This window comes from Ralstonia sp. R-29, from assembly GCF_049913345.1.
GTDB lineage: Bacteria > Pseudomonadota > Gammaproteobacteria > Burkholderiales > Burkholderiaceae > Ralstonia.
In genome coordinates, this window is sequence record NZ_CP184377.1 from 3,499,399 (window position 1) to 3,521,338 (window position 21,940).

21 protein-coding genes and 2 riboswitches are annotated in these 21,940 nt (G+C 65.3%); of the genes, 12 read left to right on the plus strand and 9 right to left on the minus strand.

The features are described from left to right. Positions 1-95: 95 nt before the first annotated feature. The 3 genes from ACN9M1_RS16495 to ACN9M1_RS16505 form a co-directional block, all read right to left on the minus strand. The gene (locus tag ACN9M1_RS16495; RefSeq protein ID WP_426396061.1) at positions 96-992 is read right to left on the minus strand and encodes an amino acid ABC transporter substrate-binding protein; all 897 of its coding nucleotides are present in this window, start codon (positions 990-992) and stop codon (positions 96-98) included. 331 nt (positions 993-1,323) lie between these two features. Continuing rightward, positions 1,324-2,985, minus strand: coding sequence for an acyl-CoA dehydrogenase family protein (locus ACN9M1_RS16500; RefSeq protein WP_426396062.1), 1,662 nt, complete (start codon positions 2,983-2,985; stop codon positions 1,324-1,326). 78 nt (positions 2,986-3,063) lie between these two features. Continuing rightward, positions 3,064-4,248 carry an NAD(P)H-dependent flavin oxidoreductase gene (locus ACN9M1_RS16505; RefSeq protein ID WP_426396063.1) on the minus strand — a complete coding sequence of 395 codons (1,185 nt, stop codon included), beginning with the start codon at positions 4,246-4,248 and terminating at the stop codon, positions 3,064-3,066. 218 nt (positions 4,249-4,466) lie between these two features. Continuing rightward, a riboswitch (TPP riboswitch) is annotated at positions 4,467-4,568 on the plus strand. A gap of 98 nt (positions 4,569-4,666) precedes the next feature. Between ACN9M1_RS16505 and thiC the strand changes: the two genes are divergently transcribed. From thiC to ACN9M1_RS16535, 6 genes are all read left to right on the plus strand, one after another. Next, positions 4,667-6,562: a phosphomethylpyrimidine synthase ThiC gene (gene thiC, locus ACN9M1_RS16510; protein WP_426396065.1), complete on the plus strand. Its 1,896-nt coding sequence runs from the start codon at positions 4,667-4,669 to the stop codon at positions 6,560-6,562. Between the two features lie 13 nt (positions 6,563-6,575). Then, positions 6,576-7,727 carry an FAD-dependent oxidoreductase gene (locus tag ACN9M1_RS16515; protein WP_426396067.1) on the plus strand — a complete coding sequence of 384 codons (1,152 nt, stop codon included), beginning with the start codon at positions 6,576-6,578 and terminating at the stop codon, positions 7,725-7,727. Continuing rightward, entirely contained in the window at positions 7,724-7,939 is a 216-nt protein-coding gene (thiS, locus tag ACN9M1_RS16520; protein ID WP_426396069.1) for a sulfur carrier protein ThiS, read from the plus strand. Before ACN9M1_RS16515 ends, thiS begins: the two co-directional genes overlap by 4 nt. A 9-nt stretch (positions 7,940-7,948) precedes the next feature. Continuing rightward, positions 7,949-8,785 (plus strand): thiazole synthase, encoded by an 837-nt coding sequence (locus ACN9M1_RS16525; protein WP_426396071.1) that lies wholly within the window; start codon positions 7,949-7,951, stop codon positions 8,783-8,785. Further along, on the plus strand, positions 8,782-9,936 hold the full coding sequence (locus ACN9M1_RS16530) for a thiamine phosphate synthase (RefSeq protein ID WP_426396073.1): 1,155 nt from the start codon (positions 8,782-8,784) through the stop codon (positions 9,934-9,936). The genes ACN9M1_RS16525 and ACN9M1_RS16530 overlap by 4 nt, the downstream gene beginning before the upstream one ends. A 136-nt stretch (positions 9,937-10,072) precedes the next feature. Next, the gene (locus ACN9M1_RS16535; protein WP_426396075.1) at positions 10,073-10,552 is read left to right on the plus strand and encodes a VOC family protein; all 480 of its coding nucleotides are present in this window, start codon (positions 10,073-10,075) and stop codon (positions 10,550-10,552) included. Positions 10,553-10,618: 66 nt separating this feature from the next. Here ACN9M1_RS16535 and ACN9M1_RS16540 read toward each other — a convergent pair whose 3' ends face one another. The 5 genes from ACN9M1_RS16540 to ACN9M1_RS16560 form a co-directional block, all read right to left on the minus strand. Further along, positions 10,619-10,978 (minus strand): hypothetical protein, encoded by a 360-nt coding sequence (locus ACN9M1_RS16540; RefSeq protein WP_426396077.1) that lies wholly within the window; start codon positions 10,976-10,978, stop codon positions 10,619-10,621. A gap of 15 nt (positions 10,979-10,993) precedes the next feature. Then, on the minus strand, positions 10,994-11,905 hold the full coding sequence (gene thiD / locus ACN9M1_RS16545) for a bifunctional hydroxymethylpyrimidine kinase/phosphomethylpyrimidine kinase (protein WP_426396079.1): 912 nt from the start codon (positions 11,903-11,905) through the stop codon (positions 10,994-10,996). 480 nt (positions 11,906-12,385) lie between these two features. Next, positions 12,386-13,093: a hypothetical protein gene (locus ACN9M1_RS16550; RefSeq protein WP_426396081.1), complete on the minus strand. Its 708-nt coding sequence runs from the start codon at positions 13,091-13,093 to the stop codon at positions 12,386-12,388. Positions 13,094-13,174: 81 nt separating this feature from the next. Then, positions 13,175-14,569 (minus strand): alkaline phosphatase, encoded by a 1,395-nt coding sequence (locus ACN9M1_RS16555; protein WP_426396083.1) that lies wholly within the window; start codon positions 14,567-14,569, stop codon positions 13,175-13,177. Between the two features lie 16 nt (positions 14,570-14,585). Beyond that, positions 14,586-16,043 carry an alkaline phosphatase gene (locus tag ACN9M1_RS16560; RefSeq protein ID WP_426396085.1) on the minus strand — a complete coding sequence of 486 codons (1,458 nt, stop codon included), beginning with the start codon at positions 16,041-16,043 and terminating at the stop codon, positions 14,586-14,588. 177 nt (positions 16,044-16,220) lie between these two features. On the opposite strand from ACN9M1_RS16560, the gene ACN9M1_RS16565 reads away from it, so the two are divergent. The 6 genes from ACN9M1_RS16565 (at position 16,221) to ACN9M1_RS16590 (ending at position 21,321) form a co-directional block, all read left to right on the plus strand. Beyond that, complete coding sequence (locus tag ACN9M1_RS16565) at positions 16,221-16,970, plus strand: AAA family ATPase (protein ID WP_426396087.1); 750 nt, start codon at positions 16,221-16,223, stop codon at positions 16,968-16,970. A 107-nt stretch (positions 16,971-17,077) separates the two neighbouring features. Then, entirely contained in the window at positions 17,078-17,869 is a 792-nt protein-coding gene (locus ACN9M1_RS16570) for a hypothetical protein (RefSeq protein WP_426396089.1), read from the plus strand. 176 nt (positions 17,870-18,045) lie between these two features. After that, a riboswitch (S-adenosyl-L-homocysteine riboswitch) is annotated at positions 18,046-18,120 on the plus strand. Between the two features lie 101 nt (positions 18,121-18,221). Next, complete coding sequence (gene ahcY, locus ACN9M1_RS16575) at positions 18,222-19,646, plus strand: adenosylhomocysteinase (protein ID WP_426396091.1); 1,425 nt, start codon at positions 18,222-18,224, stop codon at positions 19,644-19,646. A 54-nt stretch (positions 19,647-19,700) separates the two neighbouring features. Continuing rightward, positions 19,701-20,045 (plus strand): phage holin family protein, encoded by a 345-nt coding sequence (locus tag ACN9M1_RS16580; protein WP_426396092.1) that lies wholly within the window; start codon positions 19,701-19,703, stop codon positions 20,043-20,045. Positions 20,046-20,055: 10 nt separating this feature from the next. Next, positions 20,056-20,886, plus strand: a complete 831-nt coding sequence (gene metF / locus ACN9M1_RS16585; protein ID WP_426396093.1) for a methylenetetrahydrofolate reductase [NAD(P)H] — start codon at positions 20,056-20,058, stop codon at positions 20,884-20,886. Next, entirely contained in the window at positions 20,887-21,321 is a 435-nt protein-coding gene (locus tag ACN9M1_RS16590; RefSeq protein ID WP_426396095.1) for a TfoX/Sxy family protein, read from the plus strand. A gap of 4 nt (positions 21,322-21,325) precedes the next feature. Here the strand turns inward: ACN9M1_RS16590 and ACN9M1_RS16595 are convergent, their stop codons facing one another. Continuing rightward, positions 21,326-21,940, minus strand: a complete 615-nt coding sequence (locus ACN9M1_RS16595; protein ID WP_426396097.1) for a pyridoxamine 5'-phosphate oxidase family protein — start codon at positions 21,938-21,940, stop codon at positions 21,326-21,328.

The following is a 21,940-nucleotide window of genomic DNA, read 5'->3' on the forward strand; positions in this document are numbered from 1 at the left end:
GCTTACTTTCTTTGGCAAGACAAAGAAAGTGAGTCAGCCCCGGCAGGGGATGAAACCAGGGATGGACCACCAGCATCCATCCCGACCCAGCAGCATTAGTTGCCAGCACTATCCGTCGGCGTATTAAACGAATCCCGCAACAAATAGCTCATCGGCACTTCCAAATTCACGCCATTGGGCGGAATCGGCTGCTGGAACCACTTCTTGTAGAGCTTCGGCACCTCGCCATCCACAATCAGCCGCGTTATCGACTGATCGATCAGCTTCTTGAACTCGGGGTCCTGCTTACTCAGCATGATCGCGTACGACGACACCAGCTGCGTCTTGCCCGCCACGCGGTAGTCCGCCGGGTTCTTGCTCGTGGCGCGCATGCCGGCGAGCAGGATGTCGTCGCCGGCAAACGCATTCGCGCGGCCATCCGCCAGCATGGCGAAGGCGCTGCGCAGGTCGTTGGCATCGACCACATTCACGGTCATGCCGGTGTCGTTCAGCTTGCGAGCCACGTCCGCATTGGTCGAGCCGCGTGTGGCCACCACGGTCTTGCCGTTCAGGTCTTCCCACTGCTGGATGGACGAGCTGGCCCTCACCAGCATGCGACCCTTGGTGATGTAGTGCGGCACCGTGAAAGCCACCTTCTGGCGGCGCTCAGGCGAGTTGTTGGTCGAGCCGCATTCCAGGTCGGCCTTGCCCGAGGCGACCACGTCCATACGGGTGACGGCCGTGACCGGTACGTACTGCACCTTCAGGTCGGACCGCTTGAGCGAAGTCTTGATCGAATCGACCAGCCGCGAGCAGATGTCGATGGAGTAGCCGACCGGCTTGCTGCCGTCCAGGTACGAGAACGGAATTGAATCTTCCCGGTAGGCCAGGCGCACCGTGCCGGTGTCGCGGATGCGATCGAGCGTGGGCGAGGCGGCGGTTGCAAGGGAAGCGGAAACAGCGGCGGGAACGGCAAGCGCGGCCAGCAGCCACGTGCGCGCAGGGAACAGCATGGTTGACGATCCTAGAAGAGAACTGGGCTTCTATTGGTAGGTACCGGACCGCGTCGGGTGCCCTCTCGACGCGGCCCTCTGCGCAGCCGATTGCGGAACAGTGTCCGCGGCTGCGCAGCGCTGGCTGGGCGCGCCGTCATCCCCCCCGGGATGCCCGACCTGTAGCAATGTCACGCGCCGCCATGGGCGCGCATTATCCGCGATTTACGGGTATACCCTCAAACGTATTCAGAGAAGGCCTACAAACCGTGCGGAATCCGTCCGCCACCGTATCGGGCCGGGGCCCGCCGCTGGGCCGTCCGCGGGGTTTGGCGTGGCGGTTGCCCCTGCCCTACACCGGCCACGCGCGCTGCAGCATGGCGCCCAACGCCTGCGCATTGCCATCCAGCGTGCCGAACACGCGGCCATGCTGATGGTGAAAACGGCTGGCGATGAAGCGCTCGGCGTCGTCCGGGTGGGCATGGGCGAGCATGAGCGCCGCCTGCGCAGTGAGCGCTAACCCTTGCGCGATGCGGCGTGCGGACGTCTCCTGGATGTCACCTGGCTGATGCAGCATCGCCTGCAGTGCAGCCAGTTCCGCGCGCACGGCCCGGTGGCCCTGCGCACGCTCGCCAATGTCGTGCAGCAGGCGCAGCGCATCGTCCGGCGTGCGGCCGATCGCGCGCAGCACGTCCAGGCACATCACGTTGCCCGAGCCCTCCCAAATGGAATTGACGGGCGCCTCGCGGTACAGGCGCGCCATCGGCCCTTCTTCCACGTAGCCGTTGCCGCCCCAGACTTCCATCGCCTCGCCGGTGGCTTCGATGGCGCGCTTGCAGACCCAGAACTTGGCGGCCGGCGTGACGATGCGCTTCCACGCGGCCGCTAGCGGATCCGTGTCGGCCCGCTCGAAGGCGTCGCCGAGTTCCATCATCAGCAAGGTCGCGGCTTGCGATTCGAGCGCGAGATCGGCCAGCACGTTGCGCATGAGTGGCTGATCGGCCAGCAGCCGCCCGAATGCCATGCGGTGGCGCGCATGGTGCAGCGCCTGCATCAGCGCGTGGCGCAGGATGCCCGCGCTGCCGATCACGCAATCGAGCCGCGTGTGCGTCGCCATCTCGATGATGGTCGGAATGCCGCGCCCCTCCTCGCCGATCAGGATGCCCTCCGCGCCGCGGAACTCCACCTCGCTGCTGGCGTTGGAGCGGTTGCCGAGCTTGTCTTTCAGGCGTTGGATCTGGATGGGGTTCTTGCTGCCATCGTCGCGAAAGCGCGGCACGAAGAAGCACGACAGTGGCCCGTCTTCTGCGCCCATGCGCGCGACGACCAAGTGCGCATCGCACATCGGCGCCGAGAAGAACCACTTGTGCCCGGTGATGGCGTACGTGGCACCGCGTCCCTCGCCACGCAGGGGCATCGCCACCGTGGTGTTGCTGCGCACGTCCGAGCCGCCTTGCTTCTCCGTCATACCCATGCCGATGAGGATGGCAGTCTTCTGCCGCCACGGCAGATCGCGTGCATCGTGTTCGCGAGCGTAGAGCCGCGGCCCCAGGTCGGCAAACAACGCGGTCTCTTTCTGCAGCACGGGGACGCTGGCGAAGGTCATCGTCGCCGGGCACAGCGAGCCGGATTCGATCTGCGCCTGCATGAAGTAGCCGGCGGTGCGGGCGGCCCAAGCGCCTGGGCGCGGTTCGGCAAACGGCAGCGCCTGCAGGCCCTGGCTGCGCATCAGCCCGAGCAGTGCGTGCCAGGCGGGGTCGAAGCGGATGGCGTCGATGCGCTCGCCGGTGCGGCTGTGGGTGTGGAGTTCGGGGTGGTACGTGTTGGCCTCAGCGGCCCACCGCAGGGTTTCGGGGGCGCCGAGTTGGTCACCGAAGGCTTGCAGCGCGCTGGCGTTCCAGCCGCCACCCAGGCGTTCGAGGGCGCCTTGCAGCGTGGTGTCGGACGTGAACGGGTTGAAACCGGTCAGATCCGGAACCTGGTTGAAGACGCGGTGCGTGGCCTCGGTGGGCATTGGAGGTCTCCTGGGGTGTCACGTTTGTTGTGAACCCATGGTAGACCACCGAGGGTTTGCGCGGCTGGAGGCGGGTTTCTATACGGCGGCAGTGGCTTCTGCGTGCGTTTCAGACGCCGTGAATGCCGGCCTCTCCCCCGTCAGCAGGTAGTGCATCAACTCCCGCACCGGCCGGATCGCCTCCCCAAACGGCAGCTTGCCGGCGCCACGGAAGAACAGCCCGCGCTCCACATCCCCCCGCAGGGCCTGCGCGAGCTTCAGGTCGATGCAGAACTGCCCCACTTTGCCGATGCCATCCCGCAGGCCGCACGTCTGCAGGCAATCGAACCCTTGCAGGCAATCCCGCACCTTGGCCTTGGCCTGCAGTGCGCTCTCACGCGATAGGTAACGCGACAGCCAGGGCGTCATCACCGCCCGTGCCGGCAACCCCGCCACGCTGACGAACTCGCCGATATCGCCCTGCTCCGCACCGGTCAGCACGCGCTTGAAACGCTCGTGTGCATCGCCCTCTTCGGTCACGGCAAACGCGGTGCCGAGCTGCACAGCCGCAGCGCCCTTGTCGAGCCAGTGCTTCACCTTGGCATGTGAATCGATGCCGCCGGCCAGGATGATGGGAATCTGCTCTGCCGCCAGTCCGAGCTTCTCGATCAGCTCACGGCATTCATCCAGCACGCGTGCAAACGAAAACCGCTCGTCGCGCAGGTCTTCGATACGCGCCGCGCCCAGGTGCCCGCCCGCGTGCGCCGGATGCTCGATCACCACCGCATCCGGCAGCCGCGCCTTCTTCATCCACCGCTTGAGCACCACGCCCACGCCGCGCGAGTCGGAAAGAATTGGAATGAGTGCCACCTTCGGATACGCCGCCGTCATCTCGGGCAGATCGAGCGGCAACCCGGCACCCATGACGATCGCATCGGCGCCGCTCTCGCATGCTTGCCGCACCAGCGCGGGGTGCGATTCCACCGCCTTCATCACGTTCACGGCGATCAGGCCGTTGCCCTGGCTACCTTCACGCGCGGCGCGAATTTCCCGGTCCAGCGCGACGAGGTTGGCGGCGTTGATGGCGTCTTTGTCGCGCGATTTTTCCGTGGCGGCCACGAGGTCTTCGTGGTGATGCCGCAAGTCGATGCTGGCGATGGTGCCCACGCCACCTTCGCGCGCCACGGCGCCGGCCAGCCGGTGCGCCGAAATACCCACGCCCATCCCGCCCTGCACGATGGGTACGAGGCTGCGCCCCGCGAGTGTGAAACGACGCTCCAGCATGACAACTCCCCTAGCGGCTGTGCCGCAATGCAATCGAAAATGGGTTCGAGCGTCGCATAGGTGAAACGGGGCCGGATTGCGCCAGATCAAGGCAAGCGGGGTCCGTGCGCCCCGATGCACATTGCGCAGGGGTTTGGACTGAAATGACGGGGCAACCGTCACCTAGCGGGAATTCCTGCTGGCAACGCTGGCAGCCCTGTGCTTAAATTCAGCCTCGTTGGATGAAACAGGGGTGCCGTACGGATGGGCCGTGCGGCTGAGAGAGTCCCTTCGCACCCGATCCGGTTCGTACCGGCGTGGGAAGTTTCAGAACACCGCGTAGTCTCTGGCAGCCCGCCCTCAGTTCTTTGGGTTCCGCCACCTCTCCCGGTTTCGTCCACTGCCTGCTCCACCAGGCCACAGAATCCAGGACGAGACCATGCCCCAAGCCAAAAACGCCCCCGCCGCATCGTTCGACTCGCTGCAGTCCGAGCTCGACCAGAAGTTCGCCTATCCGGCCTCCAGCAAGACCTACATCACCGGCAGCCGCCCGGACATCCGCGTGCCGATGCGCACCATCAAGCAGACCGCCACGCGTACCGACAAGGGCGAGATGCTGAACCCGCCGGTGCCGGTGTACGACACCTCGGGCCCGTACTCCGACCCGGACGTGCACATCGACCTGAAGGCCGGCCTGGCCCCGCTGCGCGCCAAGTGGATCGATGAACGCGGCGATACGGAAATCCTCTCCGGCCTGTCGTCCGAATACGGCCAGACGCGTGCCAACGACCCGGCCACCGCACACCTGCGCTTCTCGCACATCTCCAAGCCGCGCCGCGCCAAGGCCGGCGCCAACGTGAGCCAGATGCACTACGCGCGCCGCGGCATCATCACGCCGGAAATGGAATACGTCGCGCTGCGTGAATCGCTGAACCTGCAAGCACTGCAAGACAAGCCCGAGTACCGTCAACTGCTCAAGCAGCATCCGGGCTTCTCGTACGGCGCGAACCTGCCGCAGCGTCCCGAAGACATCACGCCTGAATTCGTGCGCGCAGAAATCGCCGCCGGCCGCGCGATCATCCCCGCCAACATCAACCACACGGAACTGGAGCCGATGGCCATCGGCCGCAACTTCCGCGTGAAGATCAACGGCAACCTCGGCAACTCGGCGGTGACGTCGTCGCTGGCTGAAGAAGTGGAAAAGATGGTGTGGGCGATCCGCTGGGGCGCCGACACGATCATGGACTTGTCCACCGGCAAGCACATCCACGAAACGCGCGAATGGATTCTGCGCAACTCGCCGGTGCCCATCGGCACGGTGCCGATCTACCAGGCGCTGGACAAGACCGGCGGCGTGGCCGAAGACCTGACGTGGGAGATGTTCCGCGACACGCTGATCGAACAAGCCGAGCAAGGCGTCGACTACTTCACCATCCACGCCGGCGTGCTGCTGCGCTACGTGCCGCTCACGGCCGACCGCATCACGGGCATCGTCTCGCGCGGTGGCTCGATCATGGCCAAGTGGTGCCTGGCGCATCACAAGGAAAACTTCCTGTACACGCACTTCGACGAGATCTGCGAAATCATGAAGGCGTACGACGTGTCGTTCAGCCTGGGTGATGGTCTGCGCCCGGGTTGCATTGCCGACTCGAACGACGCCGCGCAGTTCGGCGAGCTGCACACGCTGGGCGAGCTCACCAAGAAGGCGTGGGAGCACGACGTGCAGGTGATGATCGAAGGCCCGGGTCACGTGCCGCTGCAGCGCGTGCAGGCCAACATGGACGAAGAGCTCAAGCACTGCTTCGAAGCCCCGTTCTACACGCTGGGCCCGCTGGTGACGGACATCGCTCCGGGCTACGACCACATCACCAGCGGCATCGGCGCGGCCAACATCGGCTGGTACGGCACGGCCATGCTCTGCTACGTCACGCCCAAGGAACACCTGGGTCTGCCGGACAAGGAAGACGTGCGCGAAGGCATCATCACCTACAAGATTGCTGCCCACGCGGCTGACCTTGCCAAGGGCTGGCCGGGCGCGCAGCTGCGTGACAACGCGCTGTCCAAGGCACGCTTCGAGTTCCGCTGGGAAGACCAGTTCAACCTCGGCCTCGATCCGGAAAAGGCACGTGCCTTCCACGATGAAACGCTGCCGGCCGAAGGCGCCAAGATCGCGCACTTCTGCTCGATGTGCGGCCCGAAGTTCTGCTCGATGAAGATCACGCAGGAAGTGCGCGACTACGCGGCCACGCTCGACGCCAACGCCACCGCCGCAACACAGGGCATGGAAGAGAAGTCGATCGAGTTCCGCAAGACGGGCAGCAAGATCTACAGCTAATGTACTGGGCGACATGCCAACTCCTTTTGACGTAACGATCCTCGGCGGCGGCCTCGCGGGCCGCCTGTGCGCCTGGCAACTCGTGCAGGCGGGTGTGCCGGCTGCGCGCATTGCCGTGGTGGAGCGCGGCGCGCGCGATGGCAGCAGTGCTGCTGCGTACGTGGCTGCGGCCATGCTGGCGCCGCTGGCCGAGGCCGCCGTGGCGGATCGTTTTGTCGTCGATCTGGGGTTGGCCAGCCTGGCGCTGTGGCGCTCGTGGCTGCCCAAGCTGCGTACGCCGGTGTTCTTCCAGGAAGCCGGCACGCTGGTCGTGTGGCACGCGGCAGACCGTGGTGAGGCATCGCTGTTTGCCAACCACGTGCGTGCTGCCGCGCCGGCCGAGCGTGTCGCCGCAGATTTGCGCGCGGTCGACGCGGCAGGCATCGCTGCGTTGGAGCCGCTGCTTGCGCAGCGCTTCACGCAGGGGCTGTATCTGGCGGGCGAAGGTCAACTCGATCCGCGTACCTTGCTCGATGCGCTGGCGACGGAACTGGAAGCACTCGGCGTGCAACTGCGCTGGAACACGGAAGTGACTGATCCGAGCCCTGATGCACTCGCGGCCTATGGCCTCGGCGCACGTCTCGTGCTCGATTGCCGTGGCCTCGGTGCCCAGCCGCAATGGCCGCGCTTGCGCGGTCTGCGTGGCGAGGTGGCGCGCATCCATGCGCCCGATGTGTCGCTCACGCGGCCGGTGCGCATGCTGCATCCGCGCTATCCGCTGTATATCGCGCCCAAGCCGGGCAATGTCTATGTGATTGGCGCGACGGAAATCGAATCCGACGATATGTCGCCCGCCAGCGTGCGCTCCACGCTGGAGTTGCTCTCTGCCGCCTACGCCGTGCACCCCGCCTTTGGTGAGGCGCGCGTGCTGGAACTGAACACGCAGTGCCGCCCGACCCTGCCTGACCATCGCCCGGCGTTGCGCTGGGACAAGGGTGGAACAGGACTGGGCACGCTGTCGGTGAATGGCCTGTACCGGCATGGCTACATGATCGCGCCCGCCGTCACCCAAGCTGCGGTGGCGGTGGCACGTGATCTGTTGGATGGCCGTGCCATTGATGCGCAAGACAGCGAATGGCCCGCGCTGTTCGCTGCAAGCGCATCGCCCGAACCTGTTTTGTCATGACGCTGAACGTCACCCTCAACGACCTGTCGCTCGCGCTGCCTGCGGGCAGCACGCTGGCCGACGCCATTGGTGCGGCCGCGCCGCAACTGCAGATCACGCCGCCGTTTGCGGCCTCCGTGAACGGCGATTTCGTGCCCAAGGCGCGCCACGCTCAGCACGCGCTCAACGCAGGCGATCGCATTGCACTCGTGCAGCCTGTCGTGGGCGGCTAGGAGTTCTTGATGACCACTACGAATCTTTCCGCGCTCGCCGGTCAAGCCGATCCACTGCGCCTGTACGACGAGACCTTCGCCTCGCGTCTGCTGCTCGGCACCGCACGCTATCCGTCGCCGCAATCGCTGGAAGACGCGGTGCGCGTGTCCAACCCGGCCATGCTGACCGTGGCGCTGCGCCGCCAGAGTGCGGGCTCGCCCGAAGGCGGCGCCGGCTTCTGGAAGATGCTGCGCGAACTCGGCGTGCCCGTGCTACCGAACACCGCTGGCTGCTATTCCGCCGACGAGGCCTACACCCTCGCGCAGATGTCGCGCGAAGTGTTCGAGACGGACTGGATCAAGCTCGAAGTCATCGGCGACGATTACACGCTGCAGCCCGATACGCTCGCGCTGCCTGCCGCCGCTGAACGCCTGATCCGCGACGGCTTCAAGGTGCTGCCCTACTGCACCGAAGACCTCGTGCTGTGCCGCCGCCTGCTCGACGTCGGCTGCCAGGCGCTGATGCCGTGGGCCGCACCCATCGGCACCGGTCGCGGCCCCACCAACCCATACGGCCTGCGCCTGCTGCGCGAGCGCCTGCCGAACGTGCCGCTCATCGTCGATGCGGGCCTGGGTGTGCCCTCGCACGCCACGCAAGTGATGGAATGGGGCTACGACGCCGTGCTCCTCAACACCGCCGTCGCGCAAGCCGGCGACCCGGTGGCGATGGCGCAGGCGTTTGCGATGGCCACGCAGGCCGGTCGCTTGGCACGTCTGTCGGGCCCGATGCCTGAGCGTGATGTGGCGCAAGCCAGCACGCCGGTTGTCGGGCTTCCGTTCTGGCACGCGGACGAGAAAAGCGCATGAGCCTGTCGTCCCTGCGTTTTTCCGCTGCGTGGCCGGAAGCGGCTGCGCTTGCCGCACAGATCGTTGATCGCCACCTCGAAGCCTTCGGCAGCGCCCCGCACGCTTGGAGCGTGACCGACCGCGCTGAAGACGCGACGACCACCGCAACGGTTCTGCTAACCACCGACGCCGCACAAGCCGAACGCGCTCGCGCAGCGGGTGCCGCTGTCGTACTCAGCGAGACGCACGGCGATCAACGCATCGACACCGTGCACGACCGCCTTGGCACGTACCGCTTCACCTCTACGGCGAGGGGCGATGCGCTCGACGCACGCTTCGTCGCCATCTTCGGCGCAGCACTCGCGTTGGCCTTCGAACCACGCGATGCACTGTGCGTGGCCCGTGCGTGGATCGCCGAAGGCAACGCCGATGCGCTGGCGTGGCCCACGCGCTTCGACGCCCTGCCCCGTGTACTCGAACCTGCGTTGCCCTGCCCGGCCGGAGCAAACCTCGCCTTCGCACCGTGCCCGACGCAGCTCGGCATCTACGCCGTGGTGCCGGATGCGGAATGGATTGAGCGCCTCGTCGCGCTCAAGGTGCCGACCGTGCAGTTGCGCTTCAAGTCGGACGACGCGCAAGCCGTGGTCGATCAGGTCCGTCGCGCAGAAGCTGCCGCGCGCGGCAGCGAGACGCGCCTGTTCATCAACGACCACTGGCAAGTTGCGCTGGACGTGCATGCGAGCGTGCCCAACAGCGGCATCTACGGCATCCACCTCGGCCAGGAAGACATCGACGATGCGGACCTCGTGGCGATCCGTTCTGCAGGTCTACGCCTGGGCATCAGCACGCACGGCTTTGCCGAGATGCTGCGCGTTGCCCCGTTGAACCCAAGCTACCTCGCGCTGGGCGCCGTGTTTGCCACGCCCACCAAGACCATGCCGACGGTGCCGCAAGGCCTCGGCCGCTTGTTCGCCTATGCGGCGGCCATGCGCACACGCGTGCCGGCCCCCCCGCTGGTGGCCATCGGCGGGATCGACCTCGCTGCAATGCCGCGTGTGCTGGAATCCGGCGTGGGCTGCGTGGCTGTGGTGCGCGCCATCACCCAGGCGGACGATGTGCCCGCCGCCGTCGACGCGCTGCAAGCGACGTTTGCGACGCACGTGCGCGCCTGACGATGTTCTGAGCGCGGCGCGCCGCACCTCCTACGGGTTTCGACACGCGCGCGCCTTCCGGCTGACCTATCCTGTTCGTGCGCCGCTGTGGCTGCTGCCATGGTGGCGAATCCATTCACGCTGCAGGAGACAAGACATGGCGGTCCAGCCCATTCCCGAGGGTTACCACAGCGTCACCCCGTACCTGAGCATCAAAGGCGCCGCAAAGGCGATCGATTTCTACAAGCAGGCCTTCGGCGCCACCGAGATCATGCGCATGCCGGGCCCCAACGGCACCATCGCGCACGCGGAAATCCGCATCGGCAATTCCCCCATCATGATGGCCGACGAAGTGCCGAACATGGCTTGCGCCAGCCCCGACACGCTGCAGAGTACGTCGGTCGGGCTGATGATTTACGTGCCCAACGTCGATACCGTGTTTGCCAACGCGCTCAAGGCCGGCGGCACGGAGGTCCGCCCGGTGGTGGACCAGTTTTACGGCGATCGCTCCGGCACGCTCAAAGACCCGTTCGGCCACGTGTGGACCGTGTCCACACATGTGGAAGACGTCGCGCCCGGTGAGATGGCCAAGCGCATGGAGAAGTGGACCAAGGAGCAGGCCGGCGCATCGGCGTGAGCTGGTGAGCGGAAACGAAAAAGCGCGGATCAACGTCCGCGCTTTTTTGTTGTGGGCGTGGGCTGCCTAACGCGGCTGGCACGTCACCTGCACGTTGTTCACATCGCCGTTGACAGTGCCGCTGCCATTGGCCACCACGCAGTTGGCCGACGCCGGCTGCGTGCTGATCGTCACCACATAGCTGCCGTCGAACGGCACCAGCCCACCAAACACAAACGCGCCATTGGACGCCAGCGTGAGCGAGTCGCGGCCGTTGTTGAGCAACACGATCGACTGACCGCCCGGCAGCCCTGTCAACGTGCCCCCAATCGAAAAGACGCTGCCGATGGGCGAGCCGATGCTGACGTAGCCATTGCAGGCGCCGAGCAGCGCGCACAGCACAGCCACCGCAAGGCGGCGAACCAGCAGGGTCGGCAAGCGCTTCATGGTGGCTCCTGGGCGTTAATCCTCGTCGACGTCCACTTCCAGCGCACGGGGTGCGGCCAGCGGGCGCGGTGCAAAGCCGTGGTTCAGCGGACCGGCGCCGCGCCCGAGTGCGAGGTGGCGACCGGCGCCGATGGCGTGCAGCAGGTAGTCGAGCGATGCTTCGATGGCGGCTTCCAGCGCGTCGCCGCGTGCCAGGTGCGCCGCGATGGCGGCTGACAGCGTGCAGCCAGTGCCGTGCGTATGCGGCGTGTCGATGTACGTGTGGGTGTAGACCCGTTCGATGCCGTCGGCGGTGACGAGCACGTCTTGCAGCACGCCGTCTTCACTGGCGGTAGCCGCGTCCGTCAGGTGCCCACCCTTGATGAGCACCGCGCGCGGGCCGAGTGCCAGCAAGTCGCGCGCGGCGGGCAGCATGTCGTCCGTCGTGCGGATGTCGCGGCCGAGCAGCGCGCTGGCCTCCGGCAGGTTGGGCGTGACCAGCAACGCGCGCGGGAACAGCCATTTCGCCATCGCCTGCATGGTGGCGTCGCTGCCCAGCGCCGCGCCGCTGGTGCTGACCATGACCGGATCGACGACGAGGTTGGCGATCGGGTGGCGGTCTAGCGCCGAGAGGATGGCTTCCACCACCTGCGGCGTGCCTAGCATGCCGGTCTTGGCGGCATCCACGCCGATGTCGCCTGTCACGGCATCGATCTGCGCGGCCACGATGTCCGGCGTGAGCGATTCCACCGCCGTCACGCCCAGCGTGTTCTGCGCGGTGATGGCCGTGATAGCCGACATGCCGTAGCAGCCGAGCGCGGCAAATGTCTTCAGGTCGGCCTGGATGCCCGCCCCGCCGCCGCTGTCCGAACCGGCAATGGTGAGCACGCGCGGTACGTGCGAGGCGGGGGCAGCAAACGCAGCGAGGGTCGGGTCGGTGATCGTCATGGCGAGTGCGAGCGGTGGGGGGTGTTCGCACTATAGCGCTATCGCGGCCGGACGGATGTCGGCGGGGTGGCTGTCAGCCTCTGAGCTTTACGCTGCGCAGATGCTGGCCAAAGGTGCAACCGTGAGGCGTAAACCGTCACGCATGACAATCTGAGCCTCAACGATGAGGGGTAAACCGTCATCGATGGCGGTCTGAGGCCCAACCGTGAGAGGTAGACCGTCATCGATGACAGTCTGAGGCTCAACCGTGAGGGGTAAACCGTCATCGATGACAGTCTGAGGCGCAACCGTGAGGGGTAAACCGCCATCGATGACAGTCTGAGGCGCAACCGTGAGGGGTAAACCGTCATCGATGACAGCCCGAGGCTCAAGTGTGAGGGGTAACCCGTCACCCGTGAGCATCTGAGGGCCGCCCTTGCGGGTTTGCACCTGGGACGCGACGTTCTGTGCGCCGCATCCCGTCTCTGTCGTTCGGCGGTCTCAGTCCATCAGGTCGGTGTAATCCGCCGCAGCGTAGCGCTGGGCACGCGCCCACGGTGCGGCGGCCGGTGCGGGCAGCGGCGTCACGCGCGTCAGCTTGCGCTGGCTGCCGCTGGCGTTGCGCGATTCCACGCGGCGCGGGTATTGGCCGGCGACATCCCACTCCACCGTGACGGTGCGTTCGCCCTGCTTGGCGGTGTAGGTCTGCACGCCGTTACGCACGGGGCCGTCGGCGCGCATGCCCTTGAGCGCGGCCGGGTCGAGCAGATGGTAGGCCGTCGCCCACGAACCGTCGAAGCCGATGTTGGAATACTCGGCCGGCTCCACGGCGTAGTTCTTCTGCTGCGATTCGCTGACGACGCGCACGGTCAGCGCGCCCTTGGCGTCGCGTTCGATCCAGCGCGGGGCGGTGTCGGTATCCGCGTGTTTGTGGCCGGCGTGGGCGTTGGTGGCGTCGCTCGTGTGCTCATCCTTGGCGTGGGCGGACTCAGGTGGCAGTTCGCGCGCAATCCACACGCGGTCACCCTGGCGATAGACGCGCTCGGCAAAGCGGACGTCGCGCTGGATGCCGTCGGTGCCGAGCGACGACATTTGGTGTTCGACGCGCAGTGCGGTCAGCGTGTTCGATGCAGCAGGGCCGGCGGCCTGTGTCGTGACAGCGAGCGCGGCGAAAGCGAGCGAAAACAGGATGCGGGCAGATCGGGTCATACGAAGTCGAAGTCGGGAAAGCCAAAACGAAAAAAGCGCATGCCGATTGCCTCGGCATGCGCGCGAAAGGAAACGCCGGAATCAGAGGCCCATGGCCGTCTTGACCACGCCGAACACTTTCGTGTTGTCCAGCGTGCCCTTCAGCGGTGCGCTGCCCGGACCAGAGGAGAACAGCATCACATCCCCGCCGCCGTGCGTTTCCGAGCCGGGCGTGCCGAGCTGCACGCCCACTTCCTGCAGGTAGTCGTCTGCCGTGGTGTCGACGGCGGCGACGTTGTCACGCGTCGCCTTGCGCGGCGTGCCGCCGTTGCCGAAGACCAGCGTGGTGTACGGCAGGCCGTCGGCGGCCAGTTGCGGCTGACCGGTCTTGATGTCGTTCGATACGCCCAGAATCGGGTTGCCCTTGCGCGGGTAACCGTTGATCGTCATGGTGTGGTCGTGGTCGGCCGTCACGACGATCAGCGTGTTCGACAAGTCGGCCGTGCCCAGCGCGCGCTTGATGGCTTCGTCAAACGCACCGGCGTCTTCCAGTGCGCGCTTGGCGTTGGTGCCGTGCAGCGCGTGGTCGATACGCCCGCCTTCGACCATCAGGAAGTAGCCCTTGCCGTTCTTCTGCAACACGCGGATGGCCTTCTCGGTCATGTCGGCCAGGCTCGGCTCGTCTACGCTGTTCTTCTTGCGGTCCAGCTCGTAGTTCATGTGGTCGAGGTTGAACAGGCCGAGCAGCTTGTTGGTCGTGGCCGGGTTGATGGCCGTCAACTGCGTGCCGGTGGTTACGTAGGTGTAGCCGGCGGTCTGGAACTGCGCGGTCAGGTCGGTGGTGTCGGTGCGCTTGCTGCCGGCGGTGCCCTGCGGCAGGTAGTGACGGCGGCCGCCGCCGAGCAACACGTCCACGCCATCCTTCAGTGCGGCGTTGTACAGCGCGTTGCCCGGCGTGCCTTGTGCGGCGATCTGGTTTTCGCCATCACGGTGGCAGATGTGCGAGTACGTGGCGGCCGGCGTGGCGTGCGTCAGGCGCGTGGTGGTGACGGCGCCCACCGACTTGCCGGCAGCCTTGGCCAGCTCCAGCAGCGTGGTCGCCGGCGTACCGTTGTTGGCGGGGCACGTGCTGTCCGAGCCGGTCACGTAGCCCTTGTTGGCCGCGTCAAACGCCTTGGTGTCCTGCGACATGGAGATGACTTCGTTGTTCATCTTCACGCCGGTCATGTAGGCCGACATCGACGGGGCGCTGTCGGTGGTCTGCGCATCGTTGGAATACGTCTTGATGCGCGCCGTGCGCTTGAGCGTTTCCATCGTCAGCTTGCCGGCCTCGCCCACCTTGTAGATGCGCGTGGCGGTGACGGTGGTCGGGCCCATGCCGTCGCCCAGGAAGAAGATCACGTTCTTGGCTTCACCAGCGGCGTGTGCTTGGGCACAGGCACCGGCTGCCAGCGCCAGCAGCGTGGCGCGGAGGATGCGATTCGATTGCATAGTCATGGTTGCCTTCTCCCTCTTACAGACCCACGGCCTGCTTGATGAGGCCGAAGACCTCGGTGTTGTCCATCGTGCCGGTGAAGCGCTCGGCGCCCAGGCCGCGCGCGCCGATGAAGACATCGGTGCCGCCGTGCGTCTCGCCGCCCGGGGCGACCGGGATTACGGCTTCCTGGTGATAGGTCTTGTCGTACACGGCGGCATCCGTCAGCGCACCGCGCGTGGCCGGGCGGTTCTCACCCGTGCCGAAGCCGATGATGGTGAACGGGTTGCCGGCCGTGTCGGTGGCGTTGTTGCCATTCACGTAGCTCTTGAGCAGACCCAGCACGCCGGGGTTGACGTCGCTGGTCGGGCCGGTGCGCTTGGCGTAGCCGTTGAGCACCAGCGTGTGGTCATGGTCAGCGGTCACGACGATCAGCGTGTTCTTCAGGCCCGGGTCGATCGTGTTGAGCTTGTCGATGGCGCCGCGGATGGCCGAGTCGAATGCCACCGTGTCCTGCAGCGCCTTGCGGGCGGTGGTCTCGTGCAGCGCGTGGTCGATGCGGCCGCCTTCCACCATGAGGAAGAAGCCCTTCTTCTTGGCGGCGAGCACGTCGATGGCCTTGTTGGTCATCTCGCCCAGGCTCGGTTCCTTGGTGGCGTCGCGGTCCAGGTCGTACGACATGTGGCTGCTGGTGAACAGGCCCACGACCTTGCTGTCGGTGGCGGCCAGCGTGTCGAACTCGGCCTTGTTGCTGGCGTAGCGGTAGCCGCCGGCCTTCAGTTCTGCAATCAGGTCGCGGCCGTCGGTGCGCGCGCCGCCTGCGGTGGTCGGCTGGAAGTGCTTGCGGCCGCCGCCGAAGACCACGTCCACGCCATCACCCAGCGCGGCGTTGAAGCCCTTGCCGGCCGGCGTGAGTTGCGCGGCGATGGTGTTCTCGCCGTCGCGGTGGCAGATGTGCGAATACGTGGCGGCCGGCGTGGCGTGCGTGATGCGCGTGGTGGTGACCACGCCCGTGCCGTAGCCTGCGGCCTTCATCAGTTCGAGCAGCGTGGTGGCGGGCTTGCCGTTGCCGCTCGGGCAGGTGCTGTCGGCGCCCGACAGGTAATCCTTGCCGCCCGCGTCATAGGCCATCGTGTCCGCCGACATGGAGATGACCTCGTTGTTCATCTTCACGCCGGTCATGTAGGCCGACATCGATGGCGCGGAATCGGTCACCTGCGCGTTGTTCGAATAGGTGCGCACGAAGCCGGTTTCCGGCAGCGTGTCCATGGTCAGCTCGCCGTCTTCGCCCACCTTGTAGATGCGCGCGGCGGTCATGGTGGTCAGGCCCATGCCATCACCCAGAAAGAACACGACGTTCTTGGTGGGGGTGGTGCTGGGTGTGCCGGCATCGGGTGTGGCGTTGCCGGTGGCGGATGTGCCATCGCTGCCGCAGGCGGCCATGGCCAGCGCGGCTACCGCGGCGGCGGCGTACTTCGTAAGGTTATGGTTGTGCATCGTTGGCTCCCTGAACGATGCCCGGCACTGTGGTGTCGGCGTGTTGCATGTCTGTGATGCGAGAGGGCCGCTTCCTAACCCGATCGCAAGGTTGGCGTGTGACCGCGCATTGACAGTGCGGTGTGCTGCAGGCTACGCGCGATACGATGCGGCATCTCTCATTGACCCCTGCCGACCATGCTCACCCGCCAGTTCGTCAGCCACGTCACGCTGCGGCGCGACACCATCACCACCTTCGACGCGTATCCGTTCAGCCTGCCCGCCGTGCGCGCGCTCGATACGCTGGAGCTGCATCCGAAGGTCACGTTCCTCGTAGGTGAGAACGGTTCGGGCAAATCCACGCTCATGGAGGCGATTGCCGTGGCGATGGGCTTCAACGCCGAGGGCGGCTCGCGCAACTTCCGCTTCAGCACGCACGCCTCGCATTCGGAGCTGCACGCCCATCTGCGCATCGCCCGGGGCTTTCGCAAACCGCGCACCGAGTTCTTCCTGCGCGCGGAGAGCTTCTTCAACGTGGCCACCAACATCCAGCAGATGGACGACGAGCCTGGCATGGGCGGCCGTGTGATCGATTCGTACGGCGGCAAGTCGCTTCATGCGCAATCGCATGGCGAATCGTTCCTCGCGCTGCTGATGAACCGGTTTGGGCCCAATGGCCTGTACCTGCTCGACGAACCGGAGGCGGCGCTCTCGCCGCAGCGGCAACTGGCGGTGCTCACGCGTCTGCACGATCTGGTGAAGGCGGAGAGCCAGTTCGTCATCGCCACGCACTCGCCCATTCTGATGGCGTATCCCGATGCGTGGATTTATCAGTGCGATGGGGACGGCCTCCGGCGTATCGCCTATGAGGAGACCGAGCACTTTCAGGTGACGCGGGATTTTTTGGCGAATCCGCAGCGGATGTTGAACATGCTGCTGGATCCCTGAGGCCCGAATGTTCCGTGATTGGCGTTTGTGTTGATTCAGTAACGTGGTGCCGATTTTGGCCGTGGATAATGCCGCCGAGGCCCGGCGACCCAATGTGCCGGCGGCTATTGAGCACCGCAATTAAACGCGAAGCAATGAAACTCACAAAAATGCGATGGATGTGGGCCAGCCTCATGGCGGCCTTGGGCGTGATGGTTGTGGCCGGATGCGCGCAACAACCCGTGGCGCTGGACAAGCACGCGGATTCCGCGCAACTCGGCACGCAGTGGGGCGAAGGGATTGAATCGCGGCTGCAAACGGTGGATCTCCGGCGTGTGAGCAGCGAGCCGGTGATTCAGCACACGCTGTCTTATTCCGAAGCAAGGGGAGACGGCCGAGCCGTCCGCGAAATCATGCTCGCCAAAGGCCGGATCGGATTGACCGTGCTTCGTGACGGAAACGAGCCGTGGTCGATTTACCTGGATGGCGCGAATGGCCACCTTCAAGGGAAGAAGGGTGAACGCTATGTGCTGCAGTATCAGAACTACTCCAAGCAGACCATCTACGAAATCGTCACCACGGTCGATGGCCTGGATGTCATGAACGGCCGGGCAGGCAGCATCCGAAACAACGGCTATGTTCTGAAGCCGGGTGAAACCCTGCAGGTGGAAGGATTCCGCAAGAGCCGGAAGGAAGTGGCCGCGTTCCGTTTTGCTGAGGTGGACGACGCTTACGCGGCCAACAGCAAGAACGGGGCGGCCAGCAATGTTGGCGTCATCGGTACCGCCGTGTTTGAGCTGACCGACCCGAACAAGAAGCGCAAACCGTCGCCAGCAGAAGGCCCGAGTGCATTCCCGGGCGACGACAAGTCGGGCGACGATCATCGCTTTGCCAGCCCACCCGAGTACAGGAAAGGCTGATCGCCTCACGGGGCCGTCGTTGACGGCCGAGGTGGCGAAATCGCGACGCTGAAAACGAGGCCGGTTGGGGTGAAAGCCTTGACCGGCCTCGTTTTCGTTGATCGGTGGTCTCATGCATCACACGGCAAGCGCGCGTTGACCTGCCGCAGCGGGAATGAATCCGCTACAATCCAGCCCATTCCGAGGAGCGTTGCAACGGTCCAGCACAGTCTGGCCGCCAGGCTCGGAAGTTCAAACGGCGCTCGCAGTATCGTGGCTGACACGATGGCGAGAACGCATCTACACGAGGCAAGGCCTCGGCCCCGTAGTCCTCTCCCCGCGTGCGGTCACCCAATCTTTTCGGAGTGATCCAATGAACGCTGTGACCGATCTCAAGAACGACTACCTCGTCGCCGACATCAAGCTGGCCGACTGGGGCCGCAAGGAAATCGCCATCGCCGAGACCGAAATGCCGGGTCTGATGGCGATCCGCGAAGAGTTTGCCGCCAGCCAGCCGCTCAAGGGCGCGCGCATTGCCGGCTCGCTGCACATGACCATCCAGACCGCCGTGCTGATCGAGACGCTCAAGGCGCTCGGCGCGGACGTGCGCTGGGCCTCGTGCAACATCTTCTCGACGCAGGATCACGCTGCTGCCGCGATCGCCGTGTCGGGCACGCCGGTGTTTGCGTACAAGGGCGAGTCGCTCAAGGAATACTGGGACTTCACCCACCGCATCTTCGAATGGGCCGATGGCGGCACGCCCAACATGATCCTGGACGACGGCGGCGACGCGACGATCCTGCTGCACCTGGGCGCCAAGGCTGAGAAAGATGCCTCCGTCATTTCCAAGCCGACCAGCGAAGAGGAAACCTTCCTGTTTGCGGCCATCAAGGAAAAGCTGGCGAAGGATGCAACCTTCTATAGCCGCAATCTCGACGCCATCAAGGGCGTGACGGAAGAAACCACCACGGGCGTGCACCGCCTGTACCAGATGGCCCAGCGCGGCGAACTGCGGTTCCCGGCCATCAACGTGAACGACTCGGTCACCAAGAGCAAGTTCGACAACCTGTATGGCTGCCGTGAATCGCTGGTCGACGGCATCAAGCGTGCGACCGACGTGATGATCGCCGGCAAGGTGGCGATCGTGGCCGGCTACGGCGACGTGGGCAAGGGCTCGGCACAAGCGCTGCGTGCCCTGTCGGCACAAGTGTGGGTGACCGAAATCGACCCGATCTGCGCGCTGCAAGCCGCGATGGAAGGCTACCGCGTGGTCACCATGGACTACGCCGCCGAGCACGGCGACATCTTCGTCACCTGCACGGGCAACTACCACGTCATCACGCACGACCACATGGCCAAGATGAAGGACCAGGCCATCGTCTGCAACATCGGCCACTTCGACAACGAGATCGATATCGCCTCGGTCGAGAAGTACCAGTGGGAAGAGATCAAACCGCAGGTCGATCACGTGATCTTCCCCGACGGCAAGAAGATCATCATCCTGGCCAAGGGCCGCCTGGTGAACCTGGGCTGCGCCACGGGCCACCCGTCGTACGTGATGAGCAGCTCGTTCGCCAACCAGACCATCGCGCAGATCGAGCTGTGGACGGAAGCGCAGAAGGGCTCGAACAAGTACCCGGTGGGCGTGTACACGCTGCCCAAGCACTTGGACGAGAAGGTCGCGCGCTTGCAACTCAAGAAGCTGAATGCGCAATTGACCGAGCTGACCGATCAGCAGGCTGCGTACATCGGCGTTGCCAAGACCGGCCCGTACAAGGCTGATCACTACCGTTACTAAGCCGTAACTGCCGGCGGCATTCCCCGCCGCCGGCACTCAACTCGAGGACTCCCCATGAGACTGCTCGCTGTCTGGGTCATCAACGCGCTGGCGTTGCTCCTTGTTGCCTATCTGCTCCAAGGCATCCACGTGAACGGCTTTGGCTCCGCGCTGATCGCGGCGCTGGTGCTGGGCCTCGTCAACACGCTGATCCGTCCGATCCTGGTCATCCTCACCCTGCCGGTGACGCTGCTCACGCTCGGGCTGTTCATCTTCATCATCAACGCGCTGCTGTTCCTGTTCGTCGGCAACCTGCTGTCGGGCTTTCAAGTGGCCAGCTTTGGCGCGGCGCTGCTGGGTTCCATCCTGTACAGCGTGATCTCGTGGCTGCTGTCGAGCCTGCTGCTGCGCGAGGCTTAAGGTTTCTGTCATGCAAGACCGTCAATTCAGTTTCGAATTCTTCCCGCCCAAGACGGCGGAAGGCGCCGAGAAGCTGCGCAACACGCGTGCGCAACTCTCGCCGCTCAAGCCGCGCTTTATTTCCGTGACGTTTGGCGCGGGCGGCACCACGCAACAGGGCACGCTCGACGCCGTGGTGGAGATCCAGCGCGAAGGCATCGAGGCCGCGCCGCACCTGTCGTGCGTGGGCTCGTCGCGCGAGAGCATCCGCGGCATCCTCAACACGTATCGCGAGCACGGCATCCGCCGCATCGTGGCGCTGCGCGGCGACATGCCCTCGGGCATGGGCGAGATCGGTGAGTTTCGCTTCGCCAACGAACTCGTTGAGTTCATCCGCCAGGAAACCGGCGACACGTTCCACATCGAGGTGGCCGCGTACCCGGAATACCACCCACAGTCGCGCTCGCCCAAGCACGATCTGGAGAACTTCGCCCGCAAGGTGAAGGCCGGTGCGGATTCCGCCATCACGCAGTACTTCTTCAATGCCGACGCGTACTTCCAGTACGTGAACGACGTGCGCAAGCTCGGCGTGGAGGTGCCCATCGTGCCGGGCATCATGCCGATCACGAATTCGTCGCAACTGATGCGTTTTTCCGAGATGTGTGGTGCCGAGATCCCGCGCTGGGTGGCCAAGCGTCTGGAGAGCTTTGGCGACGATCGCGAATCGATTCGCGCCTTCGGGCTGGATGTGGTGACGGCGCTGTGCGATCGCCTGCTGCAAGGCGGTGCACCGGGCTTGCATTTCTACACGCTCAACGCGGCCGGCGCCACGCGCGCTATCTGGCAGCGTCTGGGCTTGTAAATGGCTGCCGCACTGGATCCGCTGGCTACTTGGTTGCTGGATGAACTCAGGCCGCTCGCCGCGCAGATTGGCGAGATTCGTGCCGGCCGGATGTTTGGCGGCGCGGCGCTGTATTACGACGACATCGTCTTCGCGTTGGTATTCCGCAGCACGTGTTATCTGCGCGTGGACGATCTCACGCGCGAGCGCTTTCTCGCCGAAAAATCCACGCCGTTCAGTTACGACCGCGGCGGCCGTACCATCAGCACGAAGGGCTACCTGAGCACGCCGGCCGAGGCGCTCGACGGCGGCCAGCCGCTGCGTGACTGGGCGCGTCTGGCAATTGAAGCCGCGCTGCGTGATGCGAACGCGAAGGCTGCCAAGCCCAAGCGCGCCGCCACAAAGCCAACGGCGACCAAGAAGGCCGCCGCGAAGAAAGTTACCGCCAAGCGCTGAACGCTCAGTACAGCGTTGTCTTCAGCCGCTCGGGCAATTCGCGATCGTAGGTATCGCCGTCAAACGCGCCGCCGCTGATGCGCTGCAGAATCTTGCCTGCGCTGGGCACGGCGGGCTTTACCTCCTGCGCGCCGCGTTCCCATAGTTTGGAGCGCACCAGCGCCTTCGAGCAGTGGAAGTACACCGTCTGCACATGCACGATGATCACGCTGCGCGGTAGCTTGTCCTGCACCGCAAAGGACGCGAGCAGCGCCGGATCAGCCGAGATCGTGGCCGTGCCGTTCACGCGCAGCGTCTCACCCACGCCCGGCACGATGAAGAGCACCGACACGCGCCCGTCTTCTACGATGTTGCGCAGGTTGTCGATGCGGTTGTTGCCGGGGCGGTCGGGAATCATCAGTGTGCGTTCATCAACAATGCGCACGAAACCCGGTGCGTCCCCTTTCGGCGAAGCATCCGTGCCCTGCGCACCCACCGATGACAGCACGATGAACGGCGACGCCTCCACGAATGCGCGGTAGTCGGCGTTCAGGTGGTCGATCTCCTTGAGTAGCGAGCGCGGGTTCGGCGCGCCGTACACGGCTTCCAGGTCGGCAGCGGTCTTCAGCGTATGGGGCAT